This window comes from Paracoccaceae bacterium Fryx2, assembly GCA_032334235.1.
Lineage (GTDB): Bacteria > Pseudomonadota > Alphaproteobacteria > Rhodobacterales > Rhodobacteraceae > JAVSGI01.
Window position 1 is genome coordinate 3,077,718 of sequence record JAVSGI010000005.1, and the last position, 18,622, is coordinate 3,096,339.

Sequence of the window (18,622 nt, forward strand, 5' to 3'; positions counted from 1 at the left end):
CCGGTTCTTGCCGTGACCGTGGCGCGAGGGCCAAAACTTTTTTCAAATGTTTTGCAAAATCCTTGCAAGGATTTTGTGTCACACCCGGTGGTAAGGGCTGCCTGCGAGGATCGTCGCGGCGCGGTAGAGCTGTTCGGCCAGCATCACCCGGACCAGCAGATGCGGCCAGACCATCCGCCCGAATGACAGCGCAACGTCTGCGCGGTCGCGCAGCGCGGGGGCGAGACCGTCAGCCCCGCCGATCACGAAGGCCACGTCCTGCCGCCCCGCGTCGCGCCAGGCAGCGAGGTGCCGGGCGAACTCGGGTGACGACAGCACCTGCCCGCGTTCATCCAGCGCCGCGAGCCACGCGCCTTGCGGCACGGCGCGGGCCAGCAGGTCGGCCTCTGCCGCCATGCCGCCGCCCTTGCGGTCTTCGACCTCGTGTTCGGTCAGCGGGCCAAGGCCCAGCGCGCGGCCGGTGCGGTCGAACCGGGTGACATAGTCATCGACCAGCGCGCGTTCCGGGCCGGTGCGCAGCCGGCCCACGGCGCACAGATGCAGGCGCATCAGTCCAGGGAAGGCTCGAAGTCGGTCCCGAGGCTGGAGCGGTATTCGCCGCCGGGGAGCCACATCTTTTCAAGCTGGTAGAACTCGCGCACTTCCGGTCGGAAGACATGCACGATCACGTCGCCTGCGTCGATCAGCACCCAGTCGCCGGTTTCCTTGCCTTCGATCTTGGAGGCCCAGTTGAATTCCTGTTTGAGCCGGTCGACCAGCTTTTCGGAAATCGACGCGACCTGCCGGGTCGAGCGGCCCGAGCAGATCACCATGTAGTCGGCCATGTCGGACCGGCCGCGCAGGTCGATCTGCACGACCTCTTCGGCCTTGTCGTCGTCGAGCGACGCCATGATGCGTTCGAGCAGGGTCTCGCTGGAGGGTTGCAGGTTAGCTGGCGCGTTCGCCGTCGGGGCAAGGGTCATCCGCGTGCCCCCCGGCGCAGCCGGTCGGTCGGCTGCAAGGTCAGAATTGGACAGGACATCGTCCTCCTGGGTTGCGCGCCGATGCTGCCCCGGCGCGAGGCTTCGTCGAATGATACCACCAAGGGGGCCGAATCTCAACCGCAGCGCCCCCGACAGACAAGCCGAACCCCTTACGCGCTGGGGCAGGGCAGGTCGAGGCCCAAATGCGGGAAGGGTCAGCGCAGGGTCAACGCCACCTCGTTGCGCCGGTTCCATGGCAGGGTGAAGGGGCTGTCGTAGAACAGGAACTCGGGCATCCCGGTGGTTTCCAGCCGCTCGGCCTTCGCGATGGCGCGCAGGCTGGCGGTTGCGCGGTCGAGCGCCGCCGCCGTGGGCGTGCCGGAAAAGCCCAGCACCAGCACCCGGCGCGGCGGGGTTTCGAACAGCCTTATCCGGCTGTCCTCGGGCTTGGGCAGCGTGTCGAGCCGGTAGGTGCCCGGCATGGTGAAGCGCACGGTCCAGTGCGTGCCCGACCCCATCTGCGCCACCGGCGTTGTCATGGCGATCTTTTCTCCCGCCGGGGCCTGCGCCACGGGCGTCGTCATCGCGATCTTGGCCGACCCCGCGTTGCCGCCGAAGATGTAGCCCGCCAGCACCCGGAACCCCCGGTTCGCGGCCCCCGCGCGGTCGCCCTCTGCCGTCACTTCGGCCACCACCAGGCTGTCGTAGCGGCGCAGCTCGGCCGGGCCGACCTTGCGGACCACCTGATAGGCGGCGGTTTCGGTGCCCTTGTACATCTCTGCCTCCGCTCGCTGCGGCACGCCCGGCATCAGTGCCACGGCCAATGCCAGAACCATGATCCAGCGCATCGGGTTCCCTTTCCTAGCCGGCGCGGCATGACACCTGCGCCCCCGCTTGCCATGTAGGGTGCAAGCGCGTATTTGTCGCCCCATGATCCGTTTTTTCGACATGGATGACCGCGCGCGCCTGCCCTGGCGGTTCTATGGTGCCTCGCTGTCGGTTCTCGCGCGCGTCTGACGCCGCCTGCGCGCCCGTGGCGCATGTCTGCCCTTCCCCTTCACAGCCATCCGAGAGAGAGCCATGACCGCTCCGAAAACCCTGTACGACAAGATCTGGGACGCCCATGTGGCGCACGAGGCCGAAGACGGCACCTGCCTTCTGTATATCGACCGCCATCTGGTGCATGAGGTGACCAGCCCGCAGGCGTTCGAGGGCCTGCGCATGACAAAGCGGACCGTGCGCGCACCCGAAAAGACCATCGCCGTGCCCGACCACAACGTGCCGACCACGCCGGGCCGTGAGATCCACATCGACAACGAGGAATCGCGCATCCAGGTCGATGCGCTCGACAGGAACGCCCGCGATTTCGGCATCAACTACTATCCGGTGTCGGACGTGCGGCAGGGCATCGTGCATATCGTCGGCCCCGAACAGGGCTGGACGCTGCCGGGCATGACAGTGGTCTGCGGCGACAGCCACACCGCGACGCATGGCGCCTTCGGCGCACTGGCGCATGGCATCGGCACGTCCGAGGTCGAGCATGTGCTGGCGACCCAGACGCTGATCCAGCGCAAGGGCAAGAACATGAAGGTGGAGATCACCGGATCGTTGCGCCCCGGCGTCACCGCCAAGGACATCACGCTGTCGGTGATCGGCGCGACCGGCACGGCGGGCGGCACCGGCTATGTCATCGAATACTGCGGCCAGGCGATCCGCGAGTTGTCGATGGAAGGCCGCATGACGGTGTGCAACATGGCGATCGAGGGCGGCGCGCGCGCGGGCCTGATCGCGCCGGACGAGAAGACCTTCGCCTATTGCATGGGCCGCCCCCATGCGCCCAAAGGTGCTGCATGGGAGGCCGCGGTCGCCTGGTGGAAGACGCTCTACACCGACGAGGGCGCGCATTTCGACAAGGTGGTGACGCTGAAGGGCGAAGACATCGCCCCGGTCGTGACCTGGGGCACCAGCCCCGAGGACGTGCTGCCGATCACCGGCGTGGTGCCCGCCGCCACCGATTTCGACGGCGGCAAGGTCGAGGCGGCGCAGCGGTCGCTGGACTACATGGGCCTGACCCCCGGCATGAAGCTGACCGACATCGCCATCGACACCGTGTTCATCGGGTCATGCACCAATGGCCGGATCGAGGACCTGCGCGCCGCCGCCGCGATCCTGAAGGGCCGGAAGGTCAAGGAGGGGATGCGCGCCATGGTTGTGCCCGGCTCTGGCCTCGTGAGGCTGCAGGCCGAGGAGGAAGGGCTGGCGCAGATCTTCATCGACGCCGGTTTCGAATGGCGGCTGGCGGGGTGTTCGATGTGCCTTGCGATGAACCCCGACCAGCTTTCGCCCGGCGAGCGTTGCGCCGCCACCTCGAACCGCAACTTCGAGGGCCGTCAGGGCCGGGGCGGGCGCACCCACCTGCTGTCGCCCGCGATGGCGGCTGCGGCGGCGGTGACGGGCCACCTGACCGACGTGCGCGAGATGATGGCCGAAACCGTCTGAAAACCCGTGCATCGGATGTGCCTCACCCGTGCATCCGATGTGCATGCCGCCCGGCACCGCCGGACGCGGTAACACAAGGGAAACCATTATGGAAAAATTCTCCAGGATCACCGGAATCGCGGCGCCGATGCCGCTGGTCAACATCGACACCGACATGATCATCCCCAAGCAGTTCCTCAAGACCATCAAGCGGTCGGGGCTGGGGGTGAACCTGTTCGACGAGATGCGCTACCGTCAGGATGGCAGCGAGATCGAGGATTTCGTGCTGAACCAGCCCGCGTATCGCCAGGCCGAGATCATCGTGGCGGGCGACAACTTCGGCTGCGGGTCCAGCCGCGAACATGCGCCCTGGGCGCTGCTCGACTTCGGCATCCGGGCGGTGATCGCGCCGGGCTTTGCCGACATCTTCTACAACAACTGCTTCAAGAACGGCATCCTGCCGATCGTTCTGCCGCAAGAGGTGGTGGATGTGCTGATGGCCGATGCCCGCAAGGGGGCCAATGCGCGGATGACGGTCGATCTTGAAAGCCAGACTGTCACCACCTCGGACGGGCAGTCCTATCCGTTCGAGGTAGACGCCTTCCGCAAGCACTGCCTGATCAACGGACTCGACGACATCGGGCTGACACTGGAAAAGGCGGCGGCGATCGACAGCTTCGAGGCGAAGGCGGCGACGCTGCGGCCTTGGGTCTGAACCCTGTCAGGCCACAAGATATGGGGTCGGCCTTCGGGGCGGCCCCGGCAATTCCGCGATCTTGATGCAATCCGGCGACACATTCACCGCGATAAGGCCATAAATATTAAGTCTTCTTAAGGGAACGTTGCGACGTGAACCGAAAGAAGGCACAATTTGGGCAAGATTGAGGCAGCCCGCCACAAAGTGCGGGGTATTCTTGGAAAAAGGGCATGGCAAAGCACCGTGTCCGTCCGGGTCGAGGAAGGCAAGGCAGTGGTTTCGCGGCTGACAGGCGCGCTTTTGCGGGCATTTCTGGTGATGGCGATGATCGCCACGCCGTCGGTGCTGCTGCCGGACGTAGGGTCTGACGGCAAGCAGATGGTGGCGCTGGTGGCGCTGTTCGGCGGGGCGCTGACCTTTGTCGAATACAATGCGACATACCCCGGCCTGATCGAGTTCCGCGACGCGCCGCCCTTCAACCGGGTGCGCTTCCTGATCCTGTTCTTCACGGTTTTTTCGCTGGCGGTGATTGCCCGGGGGGCAAGCGAGCCCACCACCCTGACGGTGCTGGTCGAGGCCGTGGGCTACCTGATCGGGCAGTCGCTGGATTTCCCCTACAGTCCGGTGCGTCTGGCGACCCTGATGCTGGACGACGGCGCCAGCGCGGCGCAGGTGGCCGCGGTGCGGACGGCGGCGGGAATGGCCTATCTGATCTCGCTGATCGGGCTGTCGGTATTTGTCGTGATCATGAAGCTGCAAGGCTGGCCGACCCGGTCGGGGGCGTTCAACGTCTGGGTCAACCTGCCGACCTTCGAGCCGACCACCGGGGGCGACGTGGTCAGCCGTCTGGAGCGTGACGCGCGCATTAACGTGGCGTTAGGGTTTCTGCTGCCATTCTTGATTCCAGCCGTGGTGAAGGCCGGCAGCAGCGGGTTCGAGCCGCTGCTGCTGACCTCGCCGCAAACCCTGATCTGGACACTGGCCGCATGGGCATTCCTACCCGCAAGCCTGTTCATGCGCGGCATCGCCATGGGGCGCATCGCCGCCATGATCCGAGAGAAGCGGCGGCTCAGCGGGGCCGCCGAGGCGCAGGGCTATCTGCACGCCTGACCCTGCTGCTGTGGCTGATGTTCGCGGCGGCCGCCCCGGCCGAGACGCTGCGCATTGCGACCTGGAATGCCGAACTGACCCGGGCAGGCCCCGGTCTGCTGCTGCGCGACATCGCGGGGGGGAAGGAAGCCCAGGTGCTGGCCGCCGTTGCGATGCTGGCGGCGCTGAAGGCCGACGTGATCCTGCTGACCGGAGTCGACTACGATCACGGGCTGGTGGCGCTGGGCGCGCTGGATGCGGCAACCGGCGGGGCCTACCCGCACCGCTTCGCGCTGCGCCCCAACACCGGAATGGCGACCGGGCTTGATCTGGACGGCGACGGGCGGCTTGGCGGGCCGCGCGATGCGCAGGGATACGGGCGGTTCTCCGGCGAGGGTGGCATGGCGGTGCTGTCGCGCCTGCCGATCCTTGCCGATCAGGCGCGCGATTTCTCGGCGTTCCTGTGGCGCGACCTGCCGGGTGCGCTGCTGCCGGACATGACTGCCGACGTGCTTGCGGTGCAGCGTCTGCCCACCACAGCGCATTGGGAGGTGCCGCTGGCCCTGCCCGGCGGGCAGACACTGCGGTTGCTGGCCTGGCACGCCACCCCCCCGGTATTCGACGGGCCCGAGGACCGCAACGGCCGCCGCAACCATGACGAGGCGGCGTTCTGGCTGCGGCTCTTGGCCGGGCAACTGCCGATGCCGCCGCCCGAAGGCCCGTTCGTGCTGCTGGGCGATGCCAACCTCGACCCGGCCGACGGCGACGGCCGGCGGGAGGCGATGCTGGCCCTGCTGGCGCACCCGGCCCTGCAAGACCCGGCGCCGCGCGGCAATTCGGGTCGCATCGAGCCGGGCCATGCCGGCGACCCGGCGCTGGATACCGCCGATTTTTCGGCGCGCGACGGCCCGGGCGGTTTGCGCGTCGATGTCATCCTGCCCGCAGCCGGGTTGCGGGTGGTCGCGTCGGGTGTGCTGTGGCCGCCGCCGGGCGATCCGCTGGCACCGGTGGCCGCCGCAGCCTCGCGCCACCGCCCGGTCTGGGTGGATCTGGAGGTGCCCTGAACCTTGACCCGGCGGGTGCAAGCGGCTAGGCGGTTTTCATCCCATTCCTTACCCCGCGAGGCGCGCATCTTGGCCAATCCTTCCCTTCTCATCCTGGCCGGCGACGGCATCGGCCCCGAAGTCATGGCCGAGGTCAAGAAGATCATCGGCTGGCTGGGCGCCCGGCGCGGCGTGACCTTCGACGTTACCGAAGATCTGGTCGGCGGCTGCGCCTATGACGCGCACGGCGCCCCGCTGAGCGATGCGACGATGGCAAGAGCGCAGGCCGCGGATGCCGTGCTGCTGGGCGCGGTGGGCGGGCCGCAATACGACGGGCTCGACTTCAGCCTGAAGCCCGAGCGCGGCCTCTTGCGCCTGCGCAAGGAGATGGACCTGTTTTCCAACCTGCGCCCGGCGCAATGCTTCGACGCGCTGGCCGATTTCTCCAGCCTGAAGAAGGAGGTGGTCGCGGGCCTCGACATCATGATCGTGCGCGAACTGACCAGCGGGGTCTATTTCGGCGAACCGCGCGGCATCTTCCCCGACAACGAAGGCGGGCGGGTCGGCATCAACACCCAAAGATACACCACGAACGAGATCCGCCGCGTCGCGCGCTCGGCCTTCGAACTGGCGCGCCGCCGCAACAACAAGGTCTGCTCGATGGAGAAGGCCAACGTGATGGAATCGGGCATCCTGTGGCGCGAGGAAGTGCAGTGGGTGCATGACAACGAATACCCGGATGTCGCGCTCAGCCACATGTATGCCGACAACGGCGCGATGCAGCTGGTGCGCTGGCCCAAGCAGTTCGACGTGATCGTGACCGACAACCTGTTCGGCGACGTGCTGTCCGATTGCGCCGCGATGCTGACCGGCAGCCTCGGGATGCTGCCCTCGGCCAGCCTCGGCGCACCGATGGCGAATGGCCGGCCGCGCGCGATGTACGAGCCGGTGCATGGCTCGGCCCCGGATATTGCCGGGCAGGGCAAGGCCAACCCGATCGCCTGCATCCTCAGCTTTGCCATGGCGCTGCGCTATTCCTACGACATGGGCGAAGATGCGACTCGGGTCGAAAAGGCGGTGGAGAAGGTGCTTGCCGACGGCCTGCGCACCGCCGACCTGATGGGGCCCGAGGGCGGCGCGCCGATCTCGACCTCCGGCATGGGCGACGCCATCGTGGCGGCGCTTGACGCCAGCCTCTGACGCCGGAAAAGGGGGCCGCTGCGCCCCCTTTGCGGCCGCATCGCCTTGCGCCGGCCCCCGGTTGCGGCGACACTGTTCGCGGTAACAGCCCTGCCGGAGCGGACGATGCCCGTCGTGAAATCCAACCTGCGCGGTGCGCTGATGGCGCTTTTGGCCTTTGCCATCTTCGCCACGCATGACGTGGTGGTAAAGCATCTCGGCAGCCACTATTCCGCGATCCAGATCATCTTCTTTTCGGTCATGTTCGGTTTTCCGCTGGTCACCATGATGCTGATGAACGACCGTTCGGACGGCCATCTGCGCCCGGTGCATCCATGGTGGACGGCGGTGCGAACGGTGTCGTCGCTGATCACCGGCGTGTCGGCGTTCTATGCCTTTTCGGTGCTGCCGCTGGCGCAGACCTACGCGATCCTGTTCGCGGCGCCGCTGCTGATCACCCTGCTGGCGATTCCAATCCTGGGCGAGAAGGTCGGCCTCCGCCGCGGGCTGGCGATCGTGGTCGGGCTGGCGGGGGTGCTGATCGTGCTGCGCCCCGGGGCGGAGCCACTGAGCCTTGGCCACCTGGCGGCGCTGGCGGCGGCGGTGTTTTCCTCGCTCGCCTCGGTGATCGTGCGCAAGATCGGGCAGGACGAACGGTCGGTCGTGCTGCTGTTGTATCCGATGATGGCGAACTTCGTCGTGCTGGGCTGCGTGCTGCCCTTCGTCTATCGGCCGATGCCCATCGAGCATGTCGCCATGCTGGGCATCATCGCCGCCTTCGGCTTTGTGGCGATGCTGCTGGTGATCGCCGCCTACCGGTCGGCCGAGGCGGTGATCGTGGCGCCGATGCAGTATTCGCAAATGATCTGGGCGGCGATCTTCGGCTTTCTGATCTTCGACGAGTCGCCCGATGCCTATACACTGCTGGGGGCGGGGGTGATCATCGCGTCGGGGCTTTACATCGTGCTGCGCGAAAGCTTTGGCAACGTGTCGAAAAACAACCCGGTGCTGCGGTCGAAAAGCCGCCCCGAGACCGGATTGCTGCCGCGCATCAGCCTGATGCAGCGCCGGTTCGAGCGGAGCGACGATGACGCATGAATTGCGCCCGGCCCCCCTTGCAAATGCCGCCGCGACGGTCTAATCCGCACCCACGGTCGGAGCGTAGCGCAGCCTGGTAGCGCACCTGCTTCGGGAGCAGGGGGTCGGAGGTTCGAATCCTCTCGCTCCGACCAATTCCCGAACCCCTGTCAGCGATTGCGCCAGGCGGCGGCGATGTAGGCCGCGGTCATCAGGTCCAGATGCGCGCCGCCGCCGTTCTTGCACAGGGTGATCTCGTCAGGCGACTGCCTGCGGAATACGCCCTCTGCCATGTCGTAATAGTCGGCCTTCACGTCGGCATCGCTGATCACGCCGCGCGCGATCGGGTCTTTCAGCTCTCCGATGTGGTGGATCGTGGTTGCCCGCGAATCGACGAAGATGCTGGCGCGGCGCAGCACCTCGTCGTTGGCCTCGCGCATGTCGGGGCGGTAGGCGCCGATCAGGTCGATGTGGGTGCCGGGGCGCAGCCACGTGCCTTCCAGCAGCGGCGAGAGGCTCATCGTGGCGGTGCAGATGATGTCGGCGCGGCCGACCGCCGCCTGCAGGTCGGCGGTCGCGGTCACGTTCGGCAGGCTGTCGGCCATCGCCTGCGCCGCTGCCGGGCTGCGGTTCCAGACCGTGAAATGCGCTTGCGGGAACAGGCTGGAATAGGCCTCGACCATCGAGCGCGCCACGGTGCCGGCCCCCACCAGCACGATCTCGCGGCTGTCGGGGCGGGCGAGGCGGCTGGCGGCCAGCAGGCTGTCGCCGGCCGTCTTCCACTTGGTCACCAGATGAAAATCGACCAGCGCCTCAAGCTCGCCGGTCGTGTCGGAGTAGAGCGTCACCGCGCCGTTGACGCTGGGCTTGCCCAGTGCGCCGTTGCCGGGAAAGATGGTGGCGCATTTCACCAGTTGCCCCAGCCCGTCGATCCAGGCCGCCCGGTTCAGCAGCGTGTCGCGGCCGCGATAGAGCAGCATGTCCCCGATTTCGGCGCGCGGCATGCGATGGCCCGCCTCCAGCGCCGCCATCAGCCCGGCCCAGGTCAGATGCGCCTCGGCTTCGCGCCCGATGATTTCCGTCATGGTCTTGCCTCCGTTTCGGTCAGGAGTCCGGCAGCCACCAGCCGTTGTGCCCAGGGGGCCGCCCCGTCGAACAGATGCACCTGCCAGCCGCGTGCGGCGGCGGCCTCCACATTCTCGGGCTTGTCGTCGGTGAAAAGCAGGGTCGCCGGGTCCAGCCCGCAATCCTTTTCGACCATCTGGTAGATCCGGGCTTCTGGTTTCAGCGCGTTCATGTGGCCCGAGACGTAAAGCCGGTCGAACTCGTTCAGGAAATCGTATTGCGTCTGGGCATAGGCAAAGCTGTGGACGCCGAAGTTGGTCAGGGTGAACACCGGCACCCCCTTGGCGCGCAGGGCCCGCAGCAGGGCGATGGAGTGCTCGATCCGGGGCGAGGCGATGTCGATCCAGCGGTCGTGCCACAGGCGGATCGGGTCGGCCCATCGGGGGTGCGCCTCGGCCATGGCATAGACGGTTTCGCGAAACAGCGCGCCGCGGTCGATTTCGAGGTTCATCTCGGTCAGCGGCACCTCGGCGAACAGGCGCGCCCGCGCCTCGGGCCCGATGACGGAGTCATAGAACCGCTCGGGGTTCCATTCGATCAGCACGTTGCCGATGTCGAAGATCACGGCTTGGGGTTGCGGCATCATTCCTCCTGCCTTTCGCGGCGCGCGGCCAGTGCCTCGCGCCAGAACATGTAAAGCCCGCCGCCGCAGATGAGCGCAATCCCCATCCACGCCGTGGCATCCGGCCAGACGCCGAACACCGCCACCCCCCAGAAGATCGCCAGCGGCATCGAGGCGTATTCGAACGGCGCCACCAGCCCCGCCTCGCAGAGCTTGTAGGCCTGCGCGATCAAGAGCCCGCCGAAGGATGACGACACCCCGATCGCCAGCATGATCAGCCAGTCGCCCGGCGCGGGCCAGACCCAGGCGCGGAACAGGAAGGCAAGCGAGGCATCCGACTGCGCCGCCAGATGCCCGTCACCCACCGCCAGCCCGAAGGCGCCACTGACCTGCACGAAGCACAGTTGCACATAGAAGGTCATGGCGACCGCCGATTCCGTGCCGCCCATCCGCCGGGTCATCATGTGCATCATCGCATAGGCAAAGGCCGAAACCACCGGCAGCAGCGTCGCCATCTGGAACGCGCCCGACCCCGGTCGCAGCATCACCACCACCCCCACCAGCCCGATGCAGACCGCGAACCAGCGGCGCGGCCCGACCTTTTCGCCCAGCATCGGCACCGACAGGGCGGTGATCATCAGCGGGCTGATGAAGAAGATCGCCACCGCATCGGCCAGCGGCATCGCCGCCAGCCCGAGGAAATAGCACAGGTTCGAAAACACCACGAAGCCGCCGCGGATCAGGTGCAGCCGCAGCTTGCCCGTGCGCAGCACCGCAAACCCGCCGCTGAACGGCAGAACCACCGCCAGCATCACCGCCAGCCCGATCAGCGACCGGGTCAGCACCACCTGATGCAGCGCATAGTCGCCGCTGAGGAACTTGATCGACACGTCGTTGACCGAAAAGACGCACGAGGCGCCGACGGCAGACAGAATGCCCGCCAGTGCTGCGCGTCTGGCGGGGCTCATCGGGGCGGGAGTGGGGTGCGCGGTCATGGCGCCAGACAACCCGCAGCACCCGACGCTGTCTGTTCCAGCCGCGACAGGGTTCAGGCTTTCGCCGCCCGCACCAGCCGTTCCAGCACCTCGAGAAAGCGCGAGCGGTCGGCCTTGGAAAACGGCCGCCCGCCGCCCTGGCGGAACGGGTCGGCGCTGCGCAGGTCCTGCATCAGGTCGCGGGTCGCCAGCACGTTGCCGATGTTGGCGGGGGTCAGCGCCTCGCCGTTGTGGCGCACCACCAGCGCCCCGGCCGCCACGCATTTCGCCGCCAGCGGAATGTCCCCGGTCACCACCACGTCGCCGGGGCCGACCCGCTCGGCGATCCACTTGTCGGCCTCGTCCGGCCCGTCGGGCACGAAGACGCTTTCCACCAGCGGGTTGGGCGACGGCCTTATGCCGCCGTTCGACACCAGCACCATCCGCATCCCGTGGCGCACCGCCACCCGCTCGGCCTCGGCCTTGACCGGGCAGGCGTCGGCGTCGATCCAGATCGCGCCCTCAGCCATAAAGCGCCGCGGCGTGGAAGCCGATGTGATCCTCGATGAAGCTCGACACGAAGAAATAGCTGTGGTCATAGCCCTTCTGCATCCGGATGGCCCCATTCTGCCGCCGCGCCATCATCGCCCCGGCCAGCGCCTCGGGCATCAGCGTATCCAGAAACGGGTCCGCCGCACCCTGATCAATCAAGATAGGCCCGTCAAAGCCCCGCTTCCGCATCAGCAGGGTGGCATCATGCGCCGCCCATTTCGCCTCGTCCGGCCCGAGATAGGCGGCAAAGGGCTTGCGGCCCCAGTCGCAGGCGGTGGGATGCGCGATCGGCGCAAAGGCCGAGACCGAGCGGAACCGCCCCGGGAACGACATTGCGATGGTCAGCGCCCCGTGCCCGCCCATCGAATGCCCGGTGATCGACTGGCGATCCTCCTGCACCGGGAAGGCGCTGAACAGCATCCGCGGCAGTTCGTCGGTCACATAGTCCCACATCCGGTAGTGCTTCGCCCAGGCGCCCTCGGTCGCGTTGACGAAAAAGCCGGCCCCCTGTCCCAGGTCATAGGCCGGATCGTCCGCCACGCCGGGCCCGCGCGGCGAGGTGTCGGGAAACACCAGCGCCACACCGGCCTCGGCCGCCCATTTCTGCGCCCCGGCCTTGACCATGGCATTCTCGTGCGTGCAGGTCAGCCCCGACAGATACCAGACCACCGGCACCGGGTTGGTCTCGGCCTCCTCGGGCAGGAACAGCCCGAAGGTCATGTCGCAACTGCACGCGTCAGAGGCATGGGCATACACCCCCTGCACGCCACCAAAGGCGCGGTTTTCGGAAATCGTCTTCATCGTTCCTCCTCGCATCAGACCGCCGTAACCCAGGCGATCACCGCAGACACGGTCAGGATGCTGACCGCCGTTGAAATCAGGATGGCGGCCGACACCCGTTGCGGCGCGACCCCGTAGTGCTGCGCCAGAATATACACATTCCCGGCCACCGGCAGCGCCGCCGCCGCAATCATCACCCCTGCGGCATAGGGCTCCACATCAAACACCACCAGCGCGGCAAAGGCCACCGCCGCCGGATGCAGCACCAGCTTGCAAAAGCTCAGCCAGCCCGCCACCGCCAGCCGCTCGGCCGACTTGGTGGCCAGCGACGCGCCGATGGCAAACAGCGCCCCCGGCGTCGCCGCCGCCCCCAGCAGCGCCAGAAACTCGTTGGCCGGCCCCGGCACCGCCCAGCCGGTGCCCGACCACGCCAGCCCCAGCACGATCGACACGATCATCGGGTTTGCCAGCAACCCCATCCCCAGCACGCGAAAGGTGCCCAGCGTCATCCGCCCCTGCCGCACCCCGGTGATGATCAGGGTGATCAGGCTTGAAAACACGATCAGGTCGATCGCCAGCACCATCAGCACCGGCCCAGCGGCCTCCGGCCCCAGCAGCAGCACCAGCATCGGCACCCCCAGAAAGCCGGTATTGCCGATCACCGCGCATTGCGCCTCCATCGCCGCTTCCACCATGCCGATCCCGCGCATCAGCGCGACCGCCATCGCGATGCCGTAAACCACGAAGCAGCCCAGCAGATACGCCAGCACGAACGGCCCGTCATAAATATCCGCCAGCGACAGGTTGGCGGCAAAGCGGAACAGCATCGCCGACAGGGCGAAGTAGAACACGAACTTGGTCAGATAGGCCGTGGCCTCGGGCGTGAAGAAGCGCACGCGCCCGGCCCACCAGCCAAGCCCGATCAGCCCGAAGAACGGCAATGTTTTCAGAAGGATCGGCAGCATCCGCGCCCCAGGCTTTCCCGCAATCCCGACAAGCGTTTCACGCCCCGGGCGGAACTGCAAGGCCACGCCCCCTACTTCATGCTTTCACCTTTGCACAAATATCCTCGGGGGGAGCCGTCGATGAAATCGGCGGCGCGGGGGGCAGACAGCCCCCCTCCTGCGTCCCCGCTCAGCCGCCGCCGATCAGCACGCCCGCCGCAAACACCAGCGCCCCGCCCAGCACCACCTGCATCGCCGCCCGCAGGAAGGGCGTCTCCATGAACCTGTTCTGGATCCAGGCAATCGCCCACAGCTCGACAAACACCACCAACATGGCAATCGTCGTCGCCGTCCAGAAATCCGTGATCAGGTAGGGCAGCGCATGGCCCATGCCGCCCAGGGTCGTCATCACCCCCGAGGCAAGCCCGCGCTTCCACGGGCTGCCGCGCCCCGACAGCACGCCGTCGTCATGCGCGGCCTCGGTGAATCCCATCGAGATTCCCGCCCCGACCGAAGCCGCCGAGCCGACCAGAAAGGTCGTCCAGGTGTCCTGCGTCGCGAATGCCGTGGCGAAGATCGGTGCCAGCGTCGAAACCGACCCGTCCATCAGCCCCGCCAGCCCCGGCTGCACCCAGGTCAGAATGAACTGGCGGTGCGCGGCACGGTCTTCCTGGCTGCGGGAGTCCGGGTCCAGGTTGGTTTCGGTGAACCGCGCCGCACTGCGCTTGTGCCCGGCCTCGGCCGCCGCCAGATCGCCCAGCAGCTTGCGCGTCGCGGCATCCGAAGTCGCCTTTGCGGCGCGCAGATAGAACTCCTCGGCCTGCCGCTCCATGCCCTCGGCCTCGCCGCGTATTGCCTCCAGGCTCAGCGTCTGCATCAGCCAGACCGGGCGGCGGGCATAGTAGCCCGCGACATGCTCGCGCCGGATCAGCGGGATCACCTCGCCGAACCGCCTGCGGTGCAGCTCGATCAGCCGCTGGCGGTGGCCGTCCTCTTCGGCGGCCATGTCGTCGAACAGCGCCGCCGAGGCCGGGTAGTCGGCGCGCAGCCGGGCGGCATAGCTGCGGTAGATGCGGCCATCGTCTTCCTCCGACGCGATTGCCAGCGCCAGAACCTCCTGTTCCGAAAGGTCTGAAAAGCGGCGGCGGTTGGTCAGGGCAGACAGCATGATGCCTCGCAACTTGGAATGATTCCAATATACCCGCTTGCCCGGCCCCTGCAAGCCGCGGTGTCGGCTTGCGACAAATGAACCGATCGGTTCATTTCCAGCTTGAGAAACTGAACGACTCGGTTCAAATTGAGAAAAGTGAACCAACCAGTTCAGGAGATTCCCATGACATCCGCCTTGAATCCGCTCGCCGCCGCCCTGACCGCCCTCGTGCTGCTGGCCGGCCCGGCCGCCGCCTCCGGCCTCGTGCTCGACCTGCCGCGCCTGACCTGGCCGGACGAAGGCCCGACCGTCACGCGCGGCTGCGGCGCTGCCACCACCAGCACGGTCTGCACCCCGGCCAGGTGACCCCGGTTGTCCTTGCCCGACCCGCGCCGCCCGGTCTAAGGTCGCCCGAAGGGGAAACCATGACCGCGCCAGCACAGACAATCCGCAAGGGCCGCAAGTTCGATCAGGTGCTTGACGGTGCGCGCACCGTGTTCCTGCGCGACGGTTTCGACGGGGCCTCGGTCGATGACATCGCGCGCGAGGCGGGCGTGTCGAAGGCCACGCTCTACAGCTACTTCCCCGACAAGCGCCTGCTGTTCATGGAGGTGGCAAAGGCCGAATGCCGCCGCCAGGCCGACGAGGCGGTGAAGCTGATCGACATGACCGCCCCCCCGGCCGAGGTGCTGACCGCCGCCGCGCAGAAGATGGTCGAATTCACCATGTCCGATTTCGGCATGAAGGTGTTCCGCATCTGCGTCGCCGAAAGCGACCGCTTCCCCGAGCTTGGCCATGCCTTCTACCACTCCGGCCCGCTGCTGGTGCGTCAGCGCCTGAGCGACTACCTCCGCTCCGCCGTGGCACGGGGCGAACTAGTGATCGACGACCTTGATCTGGCCGCCGACCAGTTCGCCGAACTGTGCAAGGCCGACGTGCACGCCCGCCTGATCTTCGGCGTGAACACATGCTGCCCGCCGCGCGACATCGCCCGCACCATCAGGGGCGCGGTCGAGATGTTCATGGCGCGCTACGCGGTGAAGGCTCAGCGCTGACGCAGGCGCACGCGCGCCGTGGGCCCCCTGGGTTCGCAGTCATAAAGCGTATCGCGTTTCTCCAGATAGGCGCGCCAGGTTTTTTCGGGCGTGTCTCCGATCATGAAGCCGCTCTTCGAAAGATGTGGGTTGATCCTGGTCAATTCGAGCCAGCCATCTTTGCCGCAACTGCGGATCAGATCGTGAATCAGCGCGTCCTCCTTGGACAGTGCCGCTGGCCTTGTCACGGCCCTGGCTGCGACGACAACCGGCTGCGGCGGGGGGGCGGGCTCGGGGGCATGGTTCAGGACATGAAAATCCGAGCACGAGTGGCGAAATATTGCAGACGCTTCCCTGCGCCCCACCCCCAGGACGTAAAGTCCAGACGCGCGCAGCCGATGCGCCAGCGGCGCAAAATCGCGGTCTGTGGACGCGATCACGATGCTGTCGACAGCAGCAGCGTGCACGATGTCCATCGCGTCGATCACCAGCCGGATGTCGGCCGAGTTCTTGCCGGCCTGTGTGTCGAGATAGGTCAACTGGAACCGGCCGTCACCGTCCCAGCCATTCGGGTTCAGTCGGTTGCAGTAGGCCCGCAGGATGGTAGGCGCGCCAAGGGTTCTGGCGCATCGCAGCAGAACCTCGGAAACATTCCAGGCCACGTTTTCCCCATCCACCAGAACGGCGACCGCGCCATTCGGCACACCCCCCGAAACCGGTCCCGCCCAAGCCTGCATCATCTGAACCCCGTTCTGAAACAGTGTCAGGATTTCAGTCGATTGCGGCAAACTTCGGGCAGGGGAGCGACAAAATCCTTGCAAGGATTTTGCAAGACTTTTTTCAAAAGTCTTGCCGCCGCACCCGGCGGCGGCGTCAGGCTACATCCCGCGCCAGCAGTTGACCGCCCGGCCCCGGTTTCACCTCGAAGCGGCTGATCTTGCGCACGAGGTCGGACAGCTTGGCGCTGCCGTAGGTGCGGGTGTCGAAGTCGGGCGAGCCCTGCGTGATGTATTGCCCGATCTGCCCCAGCGAATACCACTCGCCCTCGGGGTCGATCGCGCGCATCGCTGCGATGATCAGCGGAATCGCCTTGGCGGGCTGTTCCTTGGTCACCCGCGCCACGGGTTCGGCCGCAGGTTCCGGTTCAACCCGTTCCGGTTTCACCGGTTCGCGCGGCATTTCCTCGGCGCCGAGGTTCTCGACATAGATGAACCGCTTGCAGGCCATCCGGAAGGCTTCGGGCGTCTTCTTTTCACCGATGCCATAGACATCCAGCCCCTGTTCGCGGATCCGCGCTGCGAGCCGGGTGAAATCGCTGTCCGAACTGACCAGCACGAAGCCGTCGAACAGGCCCGAATGCAGGAAATCCATCGCCGAGATCACCAGCCCGATATCGCTGGCGTTCTTGCCCTTGGTGTTGGAAAACTGCTGGTCGGCCACCAGACCCAGCATCGCCACCTTGCGCGCCCAGCCGTTCAGCCGCACCGCCGACCAGTCGCCGTAGATCCGGCGCACCGAGGCTTCGCCCAGCGCCGCGATTTCTTCGAAGATCGCCGTGGCATAGCCTGCGGGCACGTTGTCGGCGTCGATCAGCACGCAGAGGCGGGGGGCGCGGGGGGCGGCCATCATGCGGGCGTCCGGGCGGAACGGGGCGATTGCGTGCGGGGTGCGGGCATCGGGGATTCTCCTCTTTCGGGCGTCATACCACGCGGGGGCGGGGCCATCCAGCACCTGCGCCGGATTTGCGTGGCACGGGCCGCGGCGCGGGCAGCAAGCCCGGATCTGCGGCGGTGTCCTTTCCCTGTCCTTCCGGGCAGAGCCGTGCAAGACTGTGGCGGATGGTTGCGCGGGAAACGACCGCCTGGAGCGGTGGTGTCTGCCGGGGGTGGCGATGCGTCTTGTTCTGGTTCTGGTCCTGTCTCTGGCGGCCTGCACGGCGGCGCCGCTGCTGCCGCCCCCGCCGAGCACGGTTCCGCTGGCGCCTTGCGGGGCCGATCGGTTGCAGGGCCTTCTGGGCCAGCCCGCGCCGACGCTGACCAGGCGGGTGCAACCGGGCATCACCCTGCGGCTGATCCGCCCCGGTGACGCGGTGACCGAGGATTTCAGCCTGTCGCGCCTGAATGCGCAGCTTGATGGCCGCGGCCGGCTGCTTGCCCTATACTGCGGCTGAGCATTGCGGCAGATGCCGCGTTTTTACGGAGGTTGCCATGTTTGCCCGCCCGATCCTCGCCGCCCTTGCCCTGTTCGTGCTGGCCGCCTGCGTGCCCGCAACCGAAACGCCGCCGACTCTGCCGCCCGCCCCGAGCGAAAATGCCTGTGGTGCCGCGGCGCTGCAAGGTCTGGTCGGGCAAAGCGCCAGGGTGCTGCGAACCATGAAGTTCGCCGGGCCGACGCGCATCATACGCCCCGGCATGGGGGTGACGATGGACTATTCGCCAGACCGGCTGAACATCGAGATCGACGCCCGCGAAAGGATCAGCCGCGTGTCCTGCGGCTGATCGCGGGTCATCGACGGTTCAGGGTCATTTCTTCATGCGGAAGGTGGTGTGGCAGTCCTTGCACGCCTCGCCCATCGCGCCCATGCCGGCCTTGATGCCATCGACCGAGGCCACGTCCATCGCGGCTGCGGCCTTGTCGAGCGTGTCGGCCTTGGTCAGGAACACGTCCCACGTCATCCAGATGTCGGGCATCGCTTCGGAAACCGGGTCTTCCGCCTCGGGTTCGAACTTCACCGGAATGTCGGCCGAGGCGGCAATGAGGGCGGCCTTGGCTGTTTCGGCGGCGGCGGCGTCGAACGGGGTCTTGTCGCCCGCCATGTCGCCCAGCGTCTTCAGGTTCATGCCGATGGTGCTCATCAGGTCCATCCGGGCCTTGACGGTCGGATCCTGCACGCCTTCCTTGGCGAAGGCGGCACCGGCGGCCAGAACGAGGCCCGCCACGAGGGTTTTCGAGATGAGGTTCAAGTTTCTTCTCCCT

23 protein-coding genes and 1 tRNA gene are annotated in these 18,622 nt (G+C 66.9%); 11 read left to right on the top strand and 13 right to left on the bottom strand.

Annotated features, from left to right (window positions below; genetic code table 11):
* Positions 1–78: 78 nt before the first annotated feature.
* The 3 genes from rlmH to RNZ50_24075 all read right to left on the bottom strand — a co-directional run bounded on the left by rlmH (position 79) and on the right by RNZ50_24075 (position 1,810).
* Complete coding sequence (gene rlmH / locus RNZ50_24065; protein ID MDT8858050.1) at positions 79–549, bottom strand: 23S rRNA (pseudouridine(1915)-N(3))-methyltransferase RlmH; 471 nt, start codon at positions 547–549, stop codon at positions 79–81.
* A complete protein-coding gene (rsfS, locus tag RNZ50_24070) occupies positions 549–962 on the bottom strand; it encodes a ribosome silencing factor (GenBank protein ID MDT8858051.1) in 414 nt (137 codons plus the stop codon). The genes rlmH and rsfS overlap by 1 nt, the downstream gene beginning before the upstream one ends.
* Positions 963–1,177: 215 nt before the next feature.
* Positions 1,178–1,810, bottom strand: a complete 633-nt coding sequence (locus tag RNZ50_24075) for a heme-binding protein (protein ID MDT8858052.1) — start codon at positions 1,808–1,810, stop codon at positions 1,178–1,180.
* 232 nt (positions 1,811–2,042) lie between these two features.
* On the opposite strand from RNZ50_24075, the gene leuC reads away from it, so the two are divergent.
* The 7 genes from leuC (at position 2,043) to RNZ50_24110 (ending at position 8,680) form a co-directional block, all read left to right on the top strand.
* Complete coding sequence (gene leuC / locus RNZ50_24080; GenBank protein ID MDT8858053.1) at positions 2,043–3,461, top strand: 3-isopropylmalate dehydratase large subunit; 1,419 nt, start codon at positions 2,043–2,045, stop codon at positions 3,459–3,461.
* Positions 3,462–3,549: 88 nt separating this feature from the next.
* On the top strand, positions 3,550–4,155 hold the full coding sequence (gene leuD / locus RNZ50_24085; GenBank protein ID MDT8858054.1) for a 3-isopropylmalate dehydratase small subunit: 606 nt from the start codon (positions 3,550–3,552) through the stop codon (positions 4,153–4,155).
* A 300-nt stretch (positions 4,156–4,455) separates the two neighbouring features.
* Complete coding sequence (locus RNZ50_24090) at positions 4,456–5,247, top strand: hypothetical protein (GenBank protein ID MDT8858055.1); 792 nt, start codon at positions 4,456–4,458, stop codon at positions 5,245–5,247.
* Between the two features lie 17 nt (positions 5,248–5,264).
* Complete coding sequence (locus RNZ50_24095) at positions 5,265–6,290, top strand: endonuclease/exonuclease/phosphatase family protein (protein ID MDT8858056.1); 1,026 nt, start codon at positions 5,265–5,267, stop codon at positions 6,288–6,290.
* Positions 6,291–6,359: 69 nt separating this feature from the next.
* Positions 6,360–7,469, top strand: coding sequence for a 3-isopropylmalate dehydrogenase (gene leuB, locus RNZ50_24100; protein MDT8858057.1), 1,110 nt, complete (start codon positions 6,360–6,362; stop codon positions 7,467–7,469).
* A gap of 105 nt (positions 7,470–7,574) precedes the next feature.
* Positions 7,575–8,546, top strand: a complete 972-nt coding sequence (locus RNZ50_24105) for a DMT family transporter (GenBank protein ID MDT8858058.1) — start codon at positions 7,575–7,577, stop codon at positions 8,544–8,546.
* Between the two features lie 57 nt (positions 8,547–8,603).
* Positions 8,604–8,680, top strand: a tRNA-Pro gene (locus tag RNZ50_24110).
* 15 nt (positions 8,681–8,695) lie between these two features.
* Here RNZ50_24110 and RNZ50_24115 read toward each other — a convergent pair.
* From RNZ50_24115 to RNZ50_24145, 7 genes are all read right to left on the bottom strand, one after another.
* Positions 8,696–9,610, bottom strand: coding sequence for an ornithine cyclodeaminase (locus RNZ50_24115; protein ID MDT8858059.1), 915 nt, complete (start codon positions 9,608–9,610; stop codon positions 8,696–8,698).
* Entirely contained in the window at positions 9,607–10,233 is a 627-nt protein-coding gene (locus RNZ50_24120; GenBank protein ID MDT8858060.1) for an HAD family phosphatase, read from the bottom strand. Before RNZ50_24120 ends, RNZ50_24115 begins: the two co-directional genes overlap by 4 nt.
* The gene (locus RNZ50_24125; protein ID MDT8858061.1) at positions 10,233–11,207 is read right to left on the bottom strand and encodes a DMT family transporter; all 975 of its coding nucleotides are present in this window, start codon (positions 11,205–11,207) and stop codon (positions 10,233–10,235) included. The genes RNZ50_24120 and RNZ50_24125 overlap by 1 nt, the downstream gene beginning before the upstream one ends.
* Before the next feature lie 53 nt (positions 11,208–11,260).
* The gene (locus tag RNZ50_24130) at positions 11,261–11,716 is read right to left on the bottom strand and encodes a YaiI/YqxD family protein (GenBank protein ID MDT8858062.1); all 456 of its coding nucleotides are present in this window, start codon (positions 11,714–11,716) and stop codon (positions 11,261–11,263) included.
* Entirely contained in the window at positions 11,709–12,539 is an 831-nt protein-coding gene (gene fghA, locus RNZ50_24135) for an S-formylglutathione hydrolase (protein ID MDT8858063.1), read from the bottom strand. Before fghA ends, RNZ50_24130 begins: the two co-directional genes overlap by 8 nt.
* Before the next feature lie 14 nt (positions 12,540–12,553).
* Positions 12,554–13,483, bottom strand: a complete 930-nt coding sequence (locus RNZ50_24140; GenBank protein MDT8858064.1) for an AEC family transporter — start codon at positions 13,481–13,483, stop codon at positions 12,554–12,556.
* Positions 13,484–13,652: 169 nt separating this feature from the next.
* Positions 13,653–14,630, bottom strand: coding sequence for a ferritin family protein (locus tag RNZ50_24145; protein MDT8858065.1), 978 nt, complete (start codon positions 14,628–14,630; stop codon positions 13,653–13,655).
* Positions 14,631–14,795: 165 nt separating this feature from the next.
* On the opposite strand from RNZ50_24145, the gene RNZ50_24150 reads away from it, so the two are divergent.
* Both RNZ50_24150 and RNZ50_24155 read left to right on the top strand, forming a co-directional pair.
* Positions 14,796–14,978, top strand: a complete 183-nt coding sequence (locus RNZ50_24150; GenBank protein MDT8858066.1) for a hypothetical protein — start codon at positions 14,796–14,798, stop codon at positions 14,976–14,978.
* Positions 14,979–15,037: 59 nt separating this feature from the next.
* Positions 15,038–15,667, top strand: coding sequence for a TetR/AcrR family transcriptional regulator (locus RNZ50_24155; protein ID MDT8858067.1), 630 nt, complete (start codon positions 15,038–15,040; stop codon positions 15,665–15,667).
* On the opposite strand, the gene RNZ50_24160 is transcribed toward RNZ50_24155, so the two are convergent.
* Positions 15,658–16,386 (bottom strand): NYN domain-containing protein, encoded by a 729-nt coding sequence (locus RNZ50_24160; GenBank protein MDT8858068.1) that lies wholly within the window; start codon positions 16,384–16,386, stop codon positions 15,658–15,660. The genes RNZ50_24155 and RNZ50_24160 overlap by 10 nt on opposite strands.
* A 133-nt stretch (positions 16,387–16,519) precedes the next feature.
* Positions 16,520–17,272, bottom strand: a complete 753-nt coding sequence (locus RNZ50_24165; protein MDT8858069.1) for an NYN domain-containing protein — start codon at positions 17,270–17,272, stop codon at positions 16,520–16,522.
* Between the two features lie 265 nt (positions 17,273–17,537).
* Here RNZ50_24165 and RNZ50_24170 point away from each other — a divergent pair, with 265 nt between their 5' ends.
* Entirely contained in the window at positions 17,538–17,816 is a 279-nt protein-coding gene (locus RNZ50_24170) for an I78 family peptidase inhibitor (protein MDT8858070.1), read from the top strand.
* A 37-nt stretch (positions 17,817–17,853) separates the two neighbouring features.
* Positions 17,854–18,144 carry an I78 family peptidase inhibitor gene (locus RNZ50_24175; protein MDT8858071.1) on the top strand — a complete coding sequence of 97 codons (291 nt, stop codon included), beginning with the start codon at positions 17,854–17,856 and terminating at the stop codon, positions 18,142–18,144.
* 24 nt (positions 18,145–18,168) lie between these two features.
* Here the strand turns inward: RNZ50_24175 and RNZ50_24180 are convergent, their stop codons facing one another.
* Complete coding sequence (locus tag RNZ50_24180) at positions 18,169–18,609, bottom strand: cytochrome c (protein MDT8858072.1); 441 nt, start codon at positions 18,607–18,609, stop codon at positions 18,169–18,171.
* Positions 18,610–18,622: the final 13 nt, after the last annotated feature.

What these genes read in the sequence shown, in the direction of transcription:
- fghA (MDT8858063.1), bottom strand. Translation starts at nt 12,539, where the DNA reads ATGAAGACGATTTCCGAAAACCGCGCCTTTGGTGGCGTGCAGGGGGTG.
- RNZ50_24170 (MDT8858070.1), top strand. Translation starts at nt 17,538, where the DNA reads ATGCGTCTTGTTCTGGTTCTGGTCCTGTCTCTGGCGGCCTGCACGGCG.
- RNZ50_24095 (MDT8858056.1), top strand. Translation starts at nt 5,265, where the DNA reads ATGTTCGCGGCGGCCGCCCCGGCCGAGACGCTGCGCATTGCGACCTGG.
- RNZ50_24145 (MDT8858065.1), bottom strand. Translation starts at nt 14,630, where the DNA reads ATGCTGTCTGCCCTGACCAACCGCCGCCGCTTTTCAGACCTTTCGGAA.
- RNZ50_24160 (MDT8858068.1), bottom strand. Translation starts at nt 16,386, where the DNA reads ATGATGCAGGCTTGGGCGGGACCGGTTTCGGGGGGTGTGCCGAATGGC.
- RNZ50_24125 (MDT8858061.1), bottom strand. Translation starts at nt 11,207, where the DNA reads ATGACCGCGCACCCCACTCCCGCCCCGATGAGCCCCGCCAGACGCGCA.
- RNZ50_24175 (MDT8858071.1), top strand. Translation starts at nt 17,854, where the DNA reads ATGTTTGCCCGCCCGATCCTCGCCGCCCTTGCCCTGTTCGTGCTGGCC.
- RNZ50_24075 (MDT8858052.1), bottom strand. Translation starts at nt 1,810, where the DNA reads ATGCGCTGGATCATGGTTCTGGCATTGGCCGTGGCACTGATGCCGGGC.
- RNZ50_24165 (MDT8858069.1), bottom strand. Translation starts at nt 17,272, where the DNA reads ATGGCCGCCCCCCGCGCCCCCCGCCTCTGCGTGCTGATCGACGCCGAC.
- RNZ50_24155 (MDT8858067.1), top strand. Translation starts at nt 15,038, where the DNA reads ATGACCGCGCCAGCACAGACAATCCGCAAGGGCCGCAAGTTCGATCAG.
- leuD (MDT8858054.1), top strand. Translation starts at nt 3,550, where the DNA reads ATGGAAAAATTCTCCAGGATCACCGGAATCGCGGCGCCGATGCCGCTG.
- rsfS (MDT8858051.1), bottom strand. Translation starts at nt 962, where the DNA reads ATGACCCTTGCCCCGACGGCGAACGCGCCAGCTAACCTGCAACCCTCC.
- RNZ50_24150 (MDT8858066.1), top strand. Translation starts at nt 14,796, where the DNA reads ATGACATCCGCCTTGAATCCGCTCGCCGCCGCCCTGACCGCCCTCGTG.
- RNZ50_24130 (MDT8858062.1), bottom strand. Translation starts at nt 11,716, where the DNA reads ATGGCTGAGGGCGCGATCTGGATCGACGCCGACGCCTGCCCGGTCAAG.
- RNZ50_24115 (MDT8858059.1), bottom strand. Translation starts at nt 9,610, where the DNA reads ATGACGGAAATCATCGGGCGCGAAGCCGAGGCGCATCTGACCTGGGCC.
- RNZ50_24120 (MDT8858060.1), bottom strand. Translation starts at nt 10,233, where the DNA reads ATGCCGCAACCCCAAGCCGTGATCTTCGACATCGGCAACGTGCTGATC.
- RNZ50_24105 (MDT8858058.1), top strand. Translation starts at nt 7,575, where the DNA reads ATGCCCGTCGTGAAATCCAACCTGCGCGGTGCGCTGATGGCGCTTTTG.
- RNZ50_24090 (MDT8858055.1), top strand. Translation starts at nt 4,456, where the DNA reads ATGGCGATGATCGCCACGCCGTCGGTGCTGCTGCCGGACGTAGGGTCT.
- leuC (MDT8858053.1), top strand. Translation starts at nt 2,043, where the DNA reads ATGACCGCTCCGAAAACCCTGTACGACAAGATCTGGGACGCCCATGTG.
- rlmH (MDT8858050.1), bottom strand. Translation starts at nt 549, where the DNA reads ATGCGCCTGCATCTGTGCGCCGTGGGCCGGCTGCGCACCGGCCCGGAA.
- RNZ50_24140 (MDT8858064.1), bottom strand. Translation starts at nt 13,483, where the DNA reads ATGCTGCCGATCCTTCTGAAAACATTGCCGTTCTTCGGGCTGATCGGG.